Here is a 15711-nt window from a genome sequence, read left to right as displayed (position 1 = left end):
GGCTCCGGGTCCATAGCGTCTCTGAGACGCCCGCGGGGAGCGGGTGACCCAGACTCTCTCAGGGGGAAGAACGATGATCCGCAGTGCCAGGGTGCCCGCTGTAATCGCGCTGTCCTGCGCCGTGGCCGGTGTGGGGCTGGTCGGCTGTGAGGACTCCAAGAAGGCGGATTCCGAGACATCCGCCACCACGTCCGCCGCCGCTTCCAAGAAGGCAGGCGATCAGGGCCTGCTCACCGGCACCAAGAAGATCGAGGTCGGCGGCCGCTTGGTGAATGTGTCCTGTTCGGGGACTTCGGCGGACGGCAGGCCCGTCATCATGCTGGTGGCCGGGGGCGGCGACGGGCTGGACAAGGTGGCCGGGATCCAGAAGACCCTGAGCAAGAAGAACCGGGTCTGCTCCTACGACCGGCTCGGCGAAGGCGCCAGCGACAAGCCCGACGGGCCGCAGACCCTCAAGAGCACGGGGAAGGTGCTGACCGCGGTGCTCGACCGGGTCGCCGGTGACAACCCGGTCGTCCTGGCCGGACATTCGCTGGGTGGGCTGATCGCCGCCCGGTATGCCCCCGACCACCAGGACAGGATCAAGGGACTGGTCCTGATGGACGCCACCTCGCCGACCCAGACCGCCGATCTCAAAAAGGGCATCCCCGAGTCCGCCACCGGCCCGGCGGCCGAATTGCGTGATCAGACCCTCTCGATCCTTCACGGAGGGGAGCCGGAGAAGCTCACGGTGCCGGACGGGAAGGTCCGTTCCGCCGGGGACATCCCGGTGGAGGTGATCCACCACGGGAAGCAATACCTCGCGGAGGTGCCCGAATACGGGCCGGGCCTGGAGCGGGCGTGGACCAACGGCCAGCGCAAGTGGCTCGCGGTCTCCAGCCGCTCCAAGCTGAGCACCGCCAAGACCAGCGCGCACTACATCTACGTCGACCAGCCGGATCTCGCCGTGCGGGCGATCGAGCGCGTCACCTCGCAGGCCGCGGACCGCGCATAGGACGCGCGCTGAACCTCTGGACTTCCTCAACTCCGCTTTGACCCCGCATGAGGTCGGGCATGGGACCCGGCAGGTACGAAGCGGTACCTCGCTACGGGGGATTGGAAGGAGAGTGAGGACCATGGGTCCTGTTGTCATCTTTGTCGTGCTGGCGTTCACGTTCGCGGCGCTCGCCGCGCTGGGCGCCGGTCGGTCGAAGGGGTACAGCGGGCGGCGCAAGCGGTCCTGGGGGGCCGGTTCCAGCGGGGCCGCCGGTGGCGGCTGGTGGGCCGGTGGTGGCGGCGGCGGCGGTGGTGGCCATCACGGGGGTGGTCACCACGGCGGCGGTGGCTGCGGCGGCGGAAGCGGCTGCGGTGGCGGTGGTGGCTGCGGTGGTGGCGGCGGCGGTGGTGGCGGTGGCTGCGGCGGGGGTGGCTGACCCGCGGATCCCGCGGCCTTTACGGTCGCCGCGCGGCCTTACGGTCGCCATGCCGTCCTTATGGTCGCCATGCCGTTCTGACGGTTGCCATGCCGTCCTTGCGGTTGCCATGTCGTTCTGATGGTTGCCATGTCCTTCATACGGTTGCCAGGCCGTCCTTACGGCCGTGAAGCGATGAGCCAGCGCCCGGCGCGCCAACGTGCGCCGGGCGCTGGCTTGTTGAACACTTGACCTAGGGAGCGCCCTAGGGGGTGGAAACCCGGCGAAGGTGGGTAAAAACGATGTGGCGCCCAGCATTTCATGATTCCGTATACCACCAATCGACCTTACGGCCCCACGTGGGCGCGAGCCGCCGTATGCGCATGCCCCTGGTCCCCCGCGGGGCGAGCTGGCCCAACTCTTTCCACTGCGTGCTTGCGGAGCCGATCCATGCTCACGACACTCAAGACTGCCTACACCGATACCCGCGCCGCTGACCTCGCCTGGGGCCTGGGACGGGAACCGCTTCCCGCCCTCGCTGTGCTCGATCTTCAACTCCACGACTTCGCCGTCCAGTTGAGGCTTCTGGGAGCCTCTCACCAGGTCCTCCTCGAGGGGGAGGGCAGCCGTTGCTCGGAGACCGTGGCCTGTATGTCCGGCAACAGCACCCCGCTTCCGCTGGGGGTTTCCACCCTCGTCGACGGCCGCGAATACGAATTCGCGGCGCGCGTCGAGGAGTTGTCGCAAGGGGCCTTCGCCGGACGCGCGCAGGAACTGCTCGCGCTGGTGGCCGACCATCCGCACGGTCTGGCCGGTACGTTCCCCGGCAGCCCGAACGCGTTCACGGCGCTGCTCGCGCAGTGGAACGAGGGCACGGTGGGCTGGCGGACCTGGCATGCCTACCCCCAGGAGGGGCGGTTGGTCACCACCCGCACCTGTGTCGGGGCCCGGGTGCCGGCTGCGCTCCGGCCGCCGGGCGCGGGTGGACTCGATATGGGCGGCTTGGCGGATGGTTTGCCGGGTGGGGTGTCGCCCCAAGTCCCCTGCGCCTGAAGGGGGTCGCGCGTGGCCGAGAGGCCATCGATGCCGGATGTGCGAACGGCAATGCACTCGTGTGGGGGACGAGACGTAAGTGATATGTGACGTAGCGTTCCCTTTGTGATCGATTCGCCCATGTCCGCCGTCTCGGATGCGCCGTCGTCGCCGGAATCCGGCCCTCCGGCGCGGCTGCCCGTGCGGGCGGGGCTCGGCCGCTTCCTCGTGCTCGGCACGGTCTTCGTCTGCGCCGCCTGCGGGCTCGTCTACGAGCTCGAACTCGTCGCCCTCGCCTCGTACTTGGCGGGTGACTCGGTCACCCAGGCATCCGTGGTGCTGTCCGTGATGGTCTTCGCCATGGGCGTCGGTTCGCTGCTGGCCAAGCGGCTGCGCTGCCGGGCCGCCGTGGGCTTCGGCGCCGTCGAGGCCGTGCTCGCGCTCGTCGGCGGCTGCTCGGCGATGGCGCTGTACGCGTGCTTCGCGTGGGGCGGTCACTCACGCTCCGCGCTCGTCGGCTTCTCGTTCGCCATCGGTGTGCTCATCGGGGCCGAGGTGCCGCTGCTGATGACCCTCATCCAGCGGGTGCGCCGACAGGACGCGGGCGGCGCGGTGGCCGATCTGTTCGCGGCGGACTATGTGGGCGCGCTGGTCGGCGGGCTCGCCTTTCCCTTTCTGCTGCTGCCCGCGTTCGGCCAGCTGACCGGCGCGCTGGTCACCGGCGCGGTCAACGCGGTCGCGGGCGGCGCGCTGGTGCTCTGGCTGTTCCGCCGCGATCTGAGCGTACGGGCGCGGTGGACGCTGATCGTCGCCAATGGGCTGGTGCTCGCCGCGCTGGCCGCCGGTGCCGTGCTGACCCCTTCCTTCGAGCGGGCCGCCCGACAGGCCGTCTACGGACCGGGGGTGCGGGTCGCGCTGCGCACCGGCGAGCAGGAGATCGTGCTGGTGGGCGGCGGGACGAGCGGGCGGCCGCTGTCGCTCTTCCTCAACGGGCGGCTGCGGGTCAGCGGGCGCGACGAGGTCCGCTACCACGAGGCGCTGATCCACCCGGCGATGGCCGCCGGACCGCATGCCCGGGTGCTGGTGCTGGGCGGGGGCGACGGGCTCGCGGCGCGCGAGATCCTGCGGTACGCGGGGGTCCGGTCGGTGACCGTCGTGGAGCGCGACGCGGAGGTGGTGCGGCTGGCCCGGCGCGATCCCGGTCTGTCCGAGCTCAACGGCGGCGCCTACCGCGATCCGCGGGTGCGGGCGGTGACGGCCGACGCCTTCGACTGGCTGCGCGGGTCCATGGCGTACGACGTGGTGGTGTGCGATCTGCCCGCCCCCGAGCTCACCCCGAGCACCAAGTACTACTCCCAGGAGTTCTACGGGCTGGCCGAGCGGGTGCTGGCGCCCGGTGGTCGGCTGGTGGTCCACGCCGGTCCGCTGCGGCCCGATCCGCGGGCGTTCTGGACGGTGGACGCGACGATGCGCTCGGTCGGGCTGCGGACCACTCCGTATGTGATCGGCGCCCCGCGCCCCGGGCGCGGCAGCCCGCATGACTGGGGCTTCGTCCTGGCGGCGCGCTCCCCGGTCGGGCTGCGGCTGGCCGCGCACCGGCCGCGGCCGCGCTCGCTGACGGAGGAGGGGCTGCGGGCGGCCCGCCGCACGGCCGAGCGCGCTCGAGAGGCGGGTCTGCCCCCGTCGACGCTCATGCGTCCGCGCTATGGGGAGTGACGCCCCGGCGGGCCCGGTGGCGGGCGCCCATCCGCGTGCGGGGGGTGTCCGCGCGCCGGGGGCTCGCGTCGGCGGCGTACTTCAGCGGCGCGCGGAAAGTTGTGCGGGAACGGGTCTCAGGGAACGTGCGATGGGTACTGTTTTGACCTATGGAGCATGAGGTGTTCGTTCCGTTTCCCGTCGACACCGTCCGGCTGGCGCTCGCGGAGCCCGCCCGCGTCGCTCGTTGCGTTCCCGGGCTCCAGCAGGACGCCGATGAGGCCGCCGGTCCGCTCGCCGGCCGGCTGCGGCTGCGCATCGGCGGGTCCACCATCACCTATCGCGGCGCGCTGCGCGTCGTCCGGCGTGCCGATGCCTTCGAGGTCGAGGGCGAGGGCGGCGAGGCGCGCGGCAGCGGCTCGGTGAAGCTCGCGCTGACCATCACGCCGAAGCCCGTCGAGGGCGGCACGGAGCTGAACTGCTCCGGGACGGTCCACAGCGACGGGCGGCTGGCCGAGTTCGACGACGAGGCGGCCATCACCGTGGCCCGCCGCATGCTGGACCGGTTCGCCGCGGCGCTCACGGCCGGGCTGGAGACGTCCCCGATCGGCGCGCCCACGGAGGACGAGGCCCCCGGCCAGGCCGCTGGCGAGGCCACCGAGGAGACCACCGGCGAGACCACCGATGCGGCCGCTGACGCGGGTGCGGCCGCCGCCGCGGACGAGACCGGCCTGCCGACCGAGGCCGAGCTTCCGCTGTCGGCCGACGACATGGACATCGACGACGTCGGCGACCTCGAGGACCTCGACGAGGTGGACGCCGTCGAGGAGCCGGTCGGCTTCGGCGAGCTCGGCGATCTCGACGACCTGGACGAGGAGCCCCCGGCCGAGGCCGCCCACGCCCGCCGCACGATGATCGGCCGCTCCACCGAGGAGGTCGACCACGCCCCGCCGCGCGGCCGCTACGCCCCGGTGCCCGCGCCCGAGACCGTCTCGACCAGCGCCACACTGCGCTGGGCCGCGCCCGCCGCGGCCGTCGTGCTCGCCTCCGTCGTCGTCGTGGGCCGTCGCGTACTTCGCCGCCGCCGATGAGCCTGGGCGCATAGGCTCGGTGTTTGTGACCACCGAAGACACAACGGAGACCAAGGGCGTACGGCTGACCGCCGGGGACGCCGAGCTGACCGTCTCACCCGAGAACGGCTGCCGTATCGGTTCACTGCGCATCGGCGGTACGGAGCTGCTGCGGCAGGGCCCGCGGTTCGGGTCGTTCCCGATGGTTCCGTGGTGCGGCCGGACCGGGTTGGGCCGGTTCCGCAACGGCGGCCGGACCCACCAACTGCCCATCAACTCCCCCCCGCACGCGATGCACGGGACCGGCCGGAACGTCGAATGGGCCCCCGTCAGCACGGGCCAGTCCAGCGCGGCCTTCACCTACGACCTCGCCGACCCCTGGCCGTACGAGGGCCGGGTCACCCAGACCTTCGAGCTCTCCCCGGACAGCCTGACCGTCACCATGAGCGTGGAGACCGAGGGCGATTCCTTCCCGGCGCAGGCGGGCTGGCATCCGTGGTTCCTGCGGAACCTGGGCGACGGCGGCGCCGATGTCGAGATCGGCCCCGATGCCGAGATCGGCCCCGATGTCGAGATCGCCTTCGACGCCGCATGGCAGGAGGAGCGCGGCGAGGACCACCTCCCCACCGGCCGCCGGATCGCGCCGAAGCCCGGCCCCTGGGACGACTGCTTCGGGATGCCGCAGGGGGTGGACGTGACGCTCACCTGGCCCGGCCGGCTCGAGCTGAAGGTCACCAGCCGGACGGAGTGGGTGGTCGTCTACGACGAGCAGGCGGAGGCGGTGTGCGTCGAACCGCAGTCCGGCCCGCCCAACGGTCTCAACCTCTTGCCGCGCCTGGTCACTCCCATCGAGCCGCTGGAGATCGCCATGACCTGGAGCTGGCGCACACTGGCCTGAGGCGGTCGGTCTGAGGCAGTCGGTCTCACGGTACGGAGCGGCTTGGGGGGTTCCGAGGGCCACCGCATAAGCTCATGCGCATGAGCGATGCGCATGACGCCCTGCTGCAGCAGATCAAGGACAAGGCCGTGGTCCACGGCAAGGTGACCCTCTCCTCCGGGCGTGAGGCCGACTACTACATCGACCTGCGCCGGATCACCCTGGACGCCGAGGCCGCGCCGCTGGTCGGGCAGGTCATGCTCGAGACCACGGCCGATCTGGAGTACGACGCGGTGGGTGGGCTGACGCTGGGCGCCGACCCGGTGGCCACGTCCATGCTGCACGCCGCCGCCGCGCGCGGGCGCCGGCTCGACGCCTTCGTGGTCCGCAAGGCCCAGAAGACGCACGGTATGCAGCGGCGGATCGAGGGCCCGGACATCGCGGGCCGCCGGGTGCTGGTGGTCGAGGACACCTCCACCACCGGCGGTTCGCCGCTGACCGCGGTGGAGGCGGCGCGGGAGGCGGGCGCGGAGGTCGTCGCGGTCGCGACGATCGTCGAGCGCGGCGCCGCGCCCGCGATCGCGGACGCCGGACTGCCGTATCTCCCGGCGTACTCGCTCACCGACCTCGGGCTGAGCTGAATCAGGGGCTGAATCATGCAGGCTGGGGAGGTGGGAGGTTTCACGTGAAACCACCCGCCCCCGTCCGTGTGGTCTCGGCGTGCGCCGTGTGGAGCAATCGGCGGAGTCTGGGATTATGGCCCCCGACGATGACGTCGCCCCTAGGTCAGGGCCAAGTACGACTAACCCGCACATACAAGGAGCGGTCAGATGCCCATCGCATCCCCTGAGATCTACAACGAGATGCTCGACCGGGCGAAGGCGGGCAAGTTCGCCTACCCGGCGATCAACGTGACCTCGACGCAGACTCTGCACGCCGCCCTGCGCGGCTTCGCCGAGGCGGAGAGCGACGGCATCGTCCAGATCTCCACCGGTGGTGCCGAGTTCCTGGGTGGCCAGTACAAGAAGGACATGGTGACCGGTGCGGTCGGCCTCGCCGAGCTCGCGCATGTCGTGGCCGAGAAGTACCCGGTCAACATCGCCCTCCACACCGACCACTGCCCGAAGGACAAGCTGGACGGCTATGTCCGTCCGCTGCTCAAGATCTCGCAGGAGCGCGTCGCCAAGGGCCAGAACCCGCTGTTCCAGTCCCACATGTGGGACGGTTCCGCCGAGACCCTCGCCGACAACCTCGACATCGCGCGGGAGCTGCTGGCCGAGGCGGTCAAGGCGAAGATCATCCTCGAGGTCGAGATCACCCCGACCGGTGGCGAGGAGGACGGCGTCACGCACGAGATCAACGACAAGCTGTACACGACGGTGGACGACGCCCTGCGCACCGCGGAGGCCCTGGGCCTCGGCGACAAGGGCCGCTACCTGCTGGCCGCCTCCTTCGGCAACGTCCACGGCGTCTACAAGCCGGGCAATGTCGTCCTCCGTCCGGAGCTGCTGCGTGACCTCCAGGACGGTGTCGGCGCGAAGTACGGCAAGCAGGACCCGTTCTTCTTCGTCTTCCACGGCGGGTCCGGCTCCACGGAGCAGGAGATCCGCACCGCGCTGGAGAACGGCGTGGTGAAGATGAACCTCGACACGGACACCCAGTACGCCTTCACCCGTCCGATCGCGGACCACATGTTCCGCAACTACGACGGGGTGCTGAAGGTCGACGGCGAGGTCGGCAACAAGAAGACGTACGACCCGCGGAGCTGGGGCAAGCTGGCCGAGACGGGGATGGCTGAGCGCGTCACCAAGGCTTGTGCGGATCTTCGGTCCACCGGGACGAAGCTGAAGTAGTTTCTCGGCTCGCCCCTTCGGGCCCGGCGCTCGCCTTCCCGGCGAGCCCCGGGCCCGTTTGCGTTCTGGGCTGGCCCCGGGGGCGCCGCCCGGGGCATGATCCAGGTATGGCAGGTGTGCGACTGTCCGTGCCGGCCGGGCGGTGGCTGGTGTTCACCACCGTGCTGGGCTCCGCCATGGCCCTGCTCGACAGCACCGTCGTCAATGTCGCCCTGCCGCGCATCGGCCTCGACCTGGGCGCGGATCTCCCCGTACTGCAGTGGACCGTCAACGCCTACATGCTCACCCTCGCCGGGCTCATCCTGCTCGGCGGGGCGCTCGGGGACCGGTTCGGGCGGCGGCGGGTGTTCGTCGTCGGGGTGGTGTGGTTCGCGCTGGCCTCGCTGGCGTGCGGGCTGGCGCCGAATGCCGGGGTGCTCATCGCCGCGCGTGCGTTCCAGGGCATCGGCGGGGCGCTGCTCACCCCCGGGTCGCTGGCGCTGATCCAGTCGGTGATCCACGCCGATGACCGGGCGCGGGCGATCGGGCTGTGGTCCGGCTTCGGCGGGATCGGGGCGGCGATCGGGCCGTTCCTCGGCGGCTGGCTGGTGGACGGGCCCGGCTGGCGCTGGGTGTTCTTCATCAATGTGCCGCTGGCGGCGGTGTGTGTGCCGGTGGCTTTGCGCCACGTACCGGAGACCCGCGATCCGCAGCCGCGCGGCCGGTTCGACGTCCTCGGCGCCGTGCTGGGGGCGGCGGCCCTCGCCCTGGTCACCTATGCGCTGATCGCCGCGCCGCAGAAGGGCGCGTCGCCCGTCGTGGTGGTTCCGGGCGTCGCCGGACTGGCGCTGGGGGCGGTCTTCATCGTCGTGGAGCGGAGGCTGCGCGAGCCGATGCTGCCGCTCTCCATCTTCGCCTCCCGGCAGTTCAGCGCCGTCAATGTGGTGACCCTGTGCGTCTACGCGGCCTTCGGCGGTTTCTTCTTCCTCTCGGTGCTCGACCTCCAGGTGGTGGTGGGCTACTCCGCGCTCGCCGCCGGTACCGCGCTGCTGCCCACGACCACACTGATGCTGCTGCTGTCGGCCCGTTCGGGGGAGCTGGGCAAGCGCATCGGCCCGCGGATCCCGCTGACCGTCGGCCCGCTGCTGTGCGCGGCGGGGATGTTGCTGATGACCCGGGCCGGGGTGGGGGCGGTGTACTGGCGGGACATTCTGCCCGCGCTGTTGGTGCTGGGCCTGGGCATGGTCGTGGTGGTCGCCCCGCTCACCGCGACCGTCCTGGCCTCGGTGGACGTCGCCCGAGCGGGCCTGGCCAGCGGTGTGAACAACGCGGCGGCGCGGGCGGCCGGACTGGTCGCGGTGGCGGCGCTGCCGCTGCTCGCGGGGATGGGCCCGGAGGCGTACCGATCGGCGGACGCCTTCTCGAGCACCTTCCGGCGGGCGATGCCGATCTGTGCCGGGGTGCTGGTGCTGGGGGCGATCCTCGCCTGGTGCACGGTGCGCTCGGACGCGCTGGAGCAGGCGGGCGCGGAGGTGGGGGCGGAGCCGGAGAGGGCCGGGGCCGCGGTACCGGCGGAGGTCGCCGAGGGCGTCGCGCGGGCTGCGGGGCCGCCCTGCCGCCCCGAGTGCGCCTACCACTGCGGGGTGTCCGCGCCGCCCTTGGACCCGGGCGAGCGAAGCCCCCGTACCTGAGCCGCGGCCTCCTCATGGCTTGAGCGTGTCGGGTGGGGCCCCGGACCAGGCAGACTGGAACCCATGGCCATTCACGAGAATCTGCTCGGGGGACCGCCCCCGACCCATCTGCCTGACGACCCGGAGCCGCGCGAGCTGCTCGCCTCCGGCGCGGCCCCGGCCGAGGTCGCCGCGAAGTACCCGGCCTCCTCGCTCGCCTGGGCGCAACTCGCCGACGAGGCGTTCGAGGCCGGCCGGGTGGTCGAGTCCTACGCGTACGCCCGCACCGGCTACCACCGCGGGCTCGACGCCCTGCGCCGCAGCGGCTGGAAGGGCCACGGCCCGGTGCCCTTCGAGCACGAGCCCAACCGGGGCTTCCTGCGCGCCCTGCACGCGCTCGCGCGCGCCGCGCAGTCCATCGGTGAGCAGGAGGAGTACGAGCGCTGCTCCACCTTCCTGCGCGAGAGCTCCCCGACCGCGGCGGACACGCTCTCCTGATCCACGTCTCCTGATCCACGTCTCCTGAGCCACGTCTCTTGATCCACGTCTCTTGATTCACATCTCCTGATCTCGCCTCTCCTGATCCGCTGGGACAGCGCGAGGCGCACCGGGCCTGTGGGGTGTCGTATGCCCCACGGGCCCCTTCCGTACTTGCCGATCCTCCGCGCTGCGCGGATGATGCGGTGCGGGGCCCCTTCGGCTGTGGGCCCCGAGGGGACCGGGGCTCCGAGACCGAAGGGATGGGGCGGACCGCTACCCGGTAGCGAGCAGTACTCAGGAGATGCGATGTCGCAGCAACCTGTCCCTGACCACGCCGAGTCCGACGCCCCGAATCTGGACTTCGACGGCACCACGCCGTACGAGGACTACGTCCAGGCGTCCGTGCTCACCCACCTCCAGCACCCCCTCTCCGACGACCCCGGCGAGATGGTGTTCCTGGTCACCACCCAGGTCATGGAGCTGTGGTTCACCGTGATCGTCCATGAGTGGCAGACCGCCGCGCAGGCGCTGCGCGAGGACGATCTGCCCACCGCGATGGCCGCGCTCCAGCGCTCGGCCTACGAGCTGGAGTCGCTCAACGCCTCGTGGACACCGCTGGCCCATCTCACCCCCGGCCAGTTCAACGCGTACCGCTCCGCGCTCGGTGAGGGCTCCGGCTTCCAGTCGGCGATGTACCGGCGGCTGGAGTTCCTGCTCGGCGAGAAGTCCGCGTCCATGCTCGTCCCGCACCGGGGCGCGCCGCGAGTCCACGCCGAGCTGGAGAAGGCGCTGACCGAGCCCAGCCTCTACGACGAGGTGCTGCGCCATCTCGCGCGCCGCGGCCTCGCCGTCCCGGCCGAGGTGCTGGACCGCGATCCCGCCCTGCGCCATGAACCGGATCCCGGGGTGGAGCGGGTCTGGGAGGAGATCTACTCCGGCCCGCGCGACAGCGAGCTGATCCGGCTCGGCGAGGCGCTCACCGAGGTCGCCGAGCTGGTGTGGCGCTGGCGCAACGACCACCTGGTGGCGACGCGGCGGGCGATGGGCTCCAAGACCGGCACGGGTGGCTCGGCCGGGGTCGCCTGGCTGGAGAAGCGCGCGGCCAAGAACGTCTTCCCCGAGCTGTGGATGGCGCGTAGCCATGTCTGACGCGACGATTCCGGCTGAGCCGACCGGTACCGAGCCGACCGGTGCTGAGCCGACCGGTGCCGAGCCGACCGCCACTCAGCCGGGTGCGGCCGAGCCCGGCCCGCCCGGGACCGCTCCCGCCGACGAGGCCGCCAGGCTCGACGCGGCCGACCCGCTGCGCGCCAAGCGCGACGCCTTCACCCTCGACGACACGGTCTACCTCGACGGCAACTCGCTGGGCGCGCTGCCCCGCGCCGTCCCGCCCCGGCTGGCCGATGTGGTCGCCCGCGAATGGGGGCAGCTGCGCATCCGCTCCTGGGAGGAGAGCGGCTGGTGGACCGCGCCGGAGCGGATCGGCGACCGCGTCGCCCGACTTGTCGGCGCGGGCCCCGGCCAGGTCGTGGTGGGCGACTCGACGAGCGTGAACGTCTTCAAGGCGGTCGTCGCGGCCGTACGGATCGCCCAGGAGCGCGGCGCCCACCGGGATCAGATCCTGGTCGACGAGGCCACCTTCCCCACCGACGGCTATATCGCCGAGTCCGCCGCCCGGATGACCGGCTGTACGGTGCGGCCGGTGGCCGCGGGCGACGTCCCGACCGCCGTCGGCGCGCGCACCGCCGTCGCGCTCGTGAACCACGTGGACTACCGCACCGGCCGCCTCCACGACCTGCCCGGGACCACGGCCGCCGTGCACGCCGCGGGCGCGCTCGTGGTGTGGGACCTGTGCCACAGCGCGGGCGCCCTGCCGGTCGGGCTGGACGCTCATGGCGTGGACCTCGCGGTGGGCTGCACGTACAAGTACCTCAACGGGGGGCCCGGCGCGCCCGCGTATCTGTATGTCGCCCAGGCCCATCAGCCCCGCTTCGACTCGCCGCTGCCCGGCTGGAACTCGCATGCCGACCCCTTCGGCATGGCCTCCGCCTACACCCCGGCCGACGGCGCGGTCCGCGGCCGCGTCGGCACCCCGGACATCCTCTCGACGCTGGCGCTGGAGGCCGCGCTCGAGGTGTGGGACGGCGTGCCGATCGAGGACGTCAGGGCCAAGAGCCTGGCCCTGACGGACTTCTTCCTCCGCTGCGTCGAGACTTACGTCCCGGCGGGCCGCGTCCGGTCGATCACCCCCGTCGCGCACGCCGAGCGCGGCAGCCAGGTGGCGCTGCGGTGCGCGGCGGCGGGGGAGGCCGGGGAGGTGATGGCGGAGCTGGTGCGGCGCGGTGTCGTGGGCGACTTCCGCCGCCCCGATGTGCTGCGCTTCGGCTTCACCCCGCTCTATACGGGCTTTGCCGAGGTGGAGCGGGCGGCGCGGGTGCTGGCCGATGTGCTGAAGGAGGGCTGACCGGTGGGCGGGGCGACGGCGGGGGCGGCGGCCGAGGAGACGTCGGTCTTCGGGCTCGCGCCCGTGGCACCGGCCCGGACCGCCGCGTACGGCGAACACCCGGACCAGGTGGTGGACTTCTACCTTCCGCCACCCGGGACGGACGGGGCCGCCCGCCCCGCCCCGCTGGTCCTCCTCTTCCACGGCGGCGCCTGGCGCGTCCCCTACGACCGCCGCCATGTCTCGCCCTTCGCCGCCTTCCTGGCGGGGCGGGGCCTGGCGGTGGCGTCCGTCGAGTACCGGCGCGGTGGGACGGACCCCGCGCGGGCCGGGCGGTGGCCGGAGACGTTCGACGACATCGCGGCCGCCGTGGACACCGTGCCGGGCCTCGTCCGGGAGCTCGGGCTCACCGGGGCCGACCCGGAGCGCGTGGTGCTCACCGGGCACTCCGCGGGCGGGCACGCCGTGCTGTGGGCGGCGGCCCGGCATCGGCTGCCGTCCGGCACTCCCTGGCATCTGGCCTCCCCCTCCCCGCTCCGCGGCGTCGTCGCCTTAGCCCCCATCGCGGACCTCGCCACCGCCCGAGCGCTGGACGTCTGCTCCGGCGCCGTCGACGAACTCCTCGGCGAAGGCGAAGGCGAAGGCGAAGGCAATGGCGGTGGCGGTGGCAATGGCGGTGGCGGTGAGCTGACGGTTCGGCTGGGCCTCGCCGACCCCGCCGCGCTGCTGCCCACCGCGATCCCCACCACCATCGTGCAGGGCGGCACCGACATCGATGTGCCCCCGGCGGTCGCGGACGCCTTCGTGGAGGCGGCGGCCCGCGCCGGGCAGGACGTGCGGCTGATCAGGAGCGACGGCGGCCACTTCCCGCCCATCGACCCCACGACGCCCGCGGCGCACACCGTCGCCGACGAGATCGCCCGGCTGGCGGGGACAGACGCGGCCACGTAACACCGAGCCGGGCCCCGCCACGTAGTACTTCAGACGGACACCGCACAATCCGCATTCCCGGGGACGACGCCGCGGCGCCCGCTCTCTACCGTGGACGGCGTGACTGAGACGATTCCGCGGACCGAACTCCGCACCATCCGCCGGGCGTTCTCCGATCTGCGGAAGGACTTGATCACCGGCTCCTTCGCCCTCCGCCCGGTGGCGCCGCTGGCCGCCACCCATCCGCTGGTGCGCCAGATGCCCCGGGCGGTGCGGCCGCACGCGCCGTGGTTGCCGCATGCCGCGATCGTGGTCGGGACCTTCTATCTCATGGCGGTGGCGAGTGAAACCGAGGGCATGGGACTGGCCCTGCTCAGTGCCGTACCCCTGCTGGTGGCCCTCTACCGGCCGGTCGGCGCCTGGTGGCTGTCCTTCGCGGCGAGCGTCTTCTGGAGCCTGGGCGCCCCCGAACCGGTCTGGAGCAGCATGTGGCCCTGGCCGGCGACGCTCTTCGCCTCGCACATCGCGGTGATGGTGATTGTCGCGAGCCAGAACCGCCCGCGGGTGGCCGGGCAGATGCTGCTGCTCACGGCGGTGCTCGGGGTCGTCTGCGATTTCAGCGCCGATGGGCAGCATACGAACGCCTTCCCCATGGTGATCACCTCCTGCGTCATCGTGGGCGCCGTCGTCGCCCGGCGCAGTCTGCGCGAGACCAAGCAGCAGGTCGCCGTGCAGCAGTCGGCCACCCACGAGGAGCGCTCCCGCCGCACCCTGCTGGAGGAGCGCGCGACCATCGCCCGTGAGCTGCACGATGTCGTCGCGCACCACATGTCGGTGATCGCCATCCAGGCGGAGGCGGCGCCCTACCGGGTGGCGAACCCGCCCGAGGAGCTGGCCACCAGCTTCGCGACCATCCGTGAGAACGCGGTCGCCGCGCTCACCGAACTCCGCCGCGTCCTCGGCGTCGTCCGCGCCGACGATCCCGATGCCTACGCCGACGCCGACCCCGAGGCGCCCCAGCCGACCCTCGCCACCCTCGACACGCTCTTCGCGGGGGTGCGGGCGGCGGGGCTGACCGTCGAGCACATCACCACCGGCGCCGTACGGCCGCTGCCCTCCGGGGTGGAGCTGTCCGCGTACCGGATCGTCCAGGAGGCGCTGTCCAACGCGCTGCGGCACGCGCCCGGCAGCACCGCCCGCGTCGAAGTCGCGTACGTTCTCGGCGGTCTGGGCCTGCGGATCGTCAACGGCCCGCCCACCCAGGCCGTACGGCCCTCGCCGGGCATGGGCCATGGCCTGCTCGGCATGCGGGAGCGCGTGGCCATGCTGAACGGGGAGATGACGGCGGGCGGAGTGGAGGAGGACGGCGGCTACGAGGTCGCGGTCTTCATCCCGGCCGCCGCGGTCCCCGAAGCGGAGGCGTCCGGACCGGAGGCGTCGGCACCGAAGCAGGGGCACGCGCCGGATCCATCGGGCCAGGCGCCGGGGCTGAAGAAGGGGCCCGCGCCGGAGGGGGAGACGATGAAGCCATGACCACCGACGCCCCCTCACTCCCCTCTCCCATCCGCGTGCTGATCGCCGACGACCAGGTGATGGTGCGCGAGGGCTTCTCCGTGCTGCTGAACGCCCAGCCCGATATCGAGGTCGTCGGCGAGGCGGTCGACGGGCGCCAGGCCATCGCCCAGGTGGCCGCGCTGCGCCCCGATGTCGTCCTGATGGACATCCGGATGCCGGAGATCAACGGCCTCGAGGCCACCCGCGAGATCGTCGCGGCGGACGCGGACGCCAAGGTGCTCGTCCTGACCACCTTCGACCTGGACGAGTACGTCTACCAGGCGCTGCGCGCCGGAGCGAGCGGCTTTCTGCTCAAGGACGCCTCCGCCCGGCAGCTCGGCGATGCGGTACGCGTCGTCGCGGCGGGCGAGGCGCTGCTCGCCCCGACCGTCACCAAGCGCCTGATCAGCACGTTCTCTCGGATCGGCGAGGCCGCCGGGTTCGGTGGTCCGCCCCCTTCGCCACAGGGGCGGCTGGCCGAGCTGACCGAGCGGGAGAACGAGGTGCTGGTGCTGGTCGCCCAGGGCTGCTCCAACGCCGAGATCGCCGAGCGGCTGATCGTCGCCGAGTCGACGGTGAAGACGCATGTCAGCCGGATCCTGGTGAAGCTGGGACTGCGCGACCGCACCCAGGCGGCGGTGTTCGCCTACGAGGTCCGCCTGGTGACGCCTGGGGGCTGATGAGCGCTGACCCGCCCCCTGGAGGCAGCCGGCGACCTCTGGAGGGCGAGCCGGACC

At 72.2% G+C, this 15711-nt stretch carries 15 protein-coding genes; all 15 read left to right on the top strand.

The features are described 5' to 3' along the window. Positions 1-73: 73 nt before the first annotated feature. The 15 genes from J2Z30_RS33615 (at position 74) to J2Z30_RS33545 (ending at position 15654) form a co-directional block, all read left to right on the top strand. Complete coding sequence (locus J2Z30_RS33615; protein WP_044572224.1) at positions 74-994, top strand: alpha/beta fold hydrolase; 921 nt, start codon at positions 74-76, stop codon at positions 992-994. Between the two features lie 121 nt (positions 995-1115). Further along, positions 1116-1412: a hypothetical protein gene (locus tag J2Z30_RS33610; RefSeq protein ID WP_209468940.1), complete on the top strand. Its 297-nt coding sequence runs from the start codon at positions 1116-1118 to the stop codon at positions 1410-1412. A gap of 429 nt (positions 1413-1841) precedes the next feature. Next, positions 1842-2444, top strand: a complete 603-nt coding sequence (locus J2Z30_RS33605) for a DUF2617 family protein (RefSeq protein WP_044572220.1) — start codon at positions 1842-1844, stop codon at positions 2442-2444. Between the two features lie 120 nt (positions 2445-2564). Continuing rightward, positions 2565-4139 (top strand): polyamine aminopropyltransferase, encoded by a 1575-nt coding sequence (locus tag J2Z30_RS33600; protein WP_044581637.1) that lies wholly within the window; start codon positions 2565-2567, stop codon positions 4137-4139. Between the two features lie 149 nt (positions 4140-4288). Next, positions 4289-5209, top strand: a complete 921-nt coding sequence (locus tag J2Z30_RS33595) for an SRPBCC domain-containing protein (protein ID WP_044572219.1) — start codon at positions 4289-4291, stop codon at positions 5207-5209. Between the two features lie 25 nt (positions 5210-5234). Then, the gene (locus J2Z30_RS33590; protein ID WP_044572217.1) at positions 5235-6086 is read left to right on the top strand and encodes an aldose epimerase family protein; all 852 of its coding nucleotides are present in this window, start codon (positions 5235-5237) and stop codon (positions 6084-6086) included. A gap of 74 nt (positions 6087-6160) precedes the next feature. Continuing rightward, the gene (pyrE, locus tag J2Z30_RS33585) at positions 6161-6706 is read left to right on the top strand and encodes an orotate phosphoribosyltransferase (protein ID WP_078956758.1); all 546 of its coding nucleotides are present in this window, start codon (positions 6161-6163) and stop codon (positions 6704-6706) included. A gap of 189 nt (positions 6707-6895) precedes the next feature. Next, positions 6896-7918 (top strand): class II fructose-bisphosphate aldolase, encoded by a 1023-nt coding sequence (gene fbaA, locus J2Z30_RS33580; protein WP_044572215.1) that lies wholly within the window; start codon positions 6896-6898, stop codon positions 7916-7918. Positions 7919-8025: 107 nt separating this feature from the next. After that, on the top strand, positions 8026-9588 hold the full coding sequence (locus J2Z30_RS33575) for an MFS transporter (protein WP_044572214.1): 1563 nt from the start codon (positions 8026-8028) through the stop codon (positions 9586-9588). Positions 9589-9651: 63 nt separating this feature from the next. Then, a complete protein-coding gene (locus J2Z30_RS33570) occupies positions 9652-10065 on the top strand; it encodes a DUF3151 domain-containing protein (RefSeq protein WP_014178261.1) in 414 nt (137 codons plus the stop codon). 288 nt (positions 10066-10353) lie between these two features. Then, complete coding sequence (locus J2Z30_RS33565; protein ID WP_044572211.1) at positions 10354-11196, top strand: tryptophan 2,3-dioxygenase family protein; 843 nt, start codon at positions 10354-10356, stop codon at positions 11194-11196. Next, positions 11189-12511: a kynureninase gene (kynU, locus tag J2Z30_RS33560; RefSeq protein ID WP_245388736.1), complete on the top strand. Its 1323-nt coding sequence runs from the start codon at positions 11189-11191 to the stop codon at positions 12509-12511. The genes J2Z30_RS33565 and kynU overlap by 8 nt, the downstream gene beginning before the upstream one ends. Before the next feature lie 3 nt (positions 12512-12514). Then, positions 12515-13441, top strand: coding sequence for an alpha/beta hydrolase (locus J2Z30_RS33555; RefSeq protein ID WP_044572209.1), 927 nt, complete (start codon positions 12515-12517; stop codon positions 13439-13441). A gap of 90 nt (positions 13442-13531) precedes the next feature. Further along, on the top strand, positions 13532-14953 hold the full coding sequence (locus J2Z30_RS33550) for a sensor histidine kinase (protein ID WP_044572207.1): 1422 nt from the start codon (positions 13532-13534) through the stop codon (positions 14951-14953). Beyond that, entirely contained in the window at positions 14950-15654 is a 705-nt protein-coding gene (locus J2Z30_RS33545) for a response regulator (protein WP_044572205.1), read from the top strand. Before J2Z30_RS33550 ends, J2Z30_RS33545 begins: the two co-directional genes overlap by 4 nt. The last annotated feature ends 57 nt before the right edge of the window (positions 15655-15711 follow it).

Source organism: Streptomyces iranensis (assembly GCF_017874715.1).
In the GTDB taxonomy this organism is placed as follows: Bacteria; Actinomycetota; Actinomycetes; order Streptomycetales; family Streptomycetaceae; genus Streptomyces; species Streptomyces iranensis.
This window is presented reverse-complemented; position numbering and strand designations above follow the sequence as displayed.

Coding starts and splice junctions, on each gene's coding strand:
- J2Z30_RS33615 (WP_044572224.1), top strand. CDS start 74: ATGATCCGCAGTGCCAGGGTGCCCGCTGTAATCGCGCTGTCCTGCGCC.
- J2Z30_RS33610 (WP_209468940.1), top strand. CDS start 1,116: ATGGGTCCTGTTGTCATCTTTGTCGTGCTGGCGTTCACGTTCGCGGCG.
- J2Z30_RS33605 (WP_044572220.1), top strand. CDS start 1,842: ATGCTCACGACACTCAAGACTGCCTACACCGATACCCGCGCCGCTGAC.
- J2Z30_RS33600 (WP_044581637.1), top strand. CDS start 2,565: ATGTCCGCCGTCTCGGATGCGCCGTCGTCGCCGGAATCCGGCCCTCCG.
- J2Z30_RS33595 (WP_044572219.1), top strand. CDS start 4,289: ATGGAGCATGAGGTGTTCGTTCCGTTTCCCGTCGACACCGTCCGGCTG.
- pyrE (WP_078956758.1), top strand. CDS start 6,161: ATGCGCATGAGCGATGCGCATGACGCCCTGCTGCAGCAGATCAAGGAC.
- fbaA (WP_044572215.1), top strand. CDS start 6,896: ATGCCCATCGCATCCCCTGAGATCTACAACGAGATGCTCGACCGGGCG.
- J2Z30_RS33575 (WP_044572214.1), top strand. CDS start 8,026: ATGGCAGGTGTGCGACTGTCCGTGCCGGCCGGGCGGTGGCTGGTGTTC.
- J2Z30_RS33570 (WP_014178261.1), top strand. CDS start 9,652: ATGGCCATTCACGAGAATCTGCTCGGGGGACCGCCCCCGACCCATCTG.
- J2Z30_RS33565 (WP_044572211.1), top strand. CDS start 10,354: ATGTCGCAGCAACCTGTCCCTGACCACGCCGAGTCCGACGCCCCGAAT.
- kynU (WP_245388736.1), top strand. CDS start 11,189: ATGTCTGACGCGACGATTCCGGCTGAGCCGACCGGTACCGAGCCGACC.
- J2Z30_RS33545 (WP_044572205.1), top strand. CDS start 14,950: ATGACCACCGACGCCCCCTCACTCCCCTCTCCCATCCGCGTGCTGATC.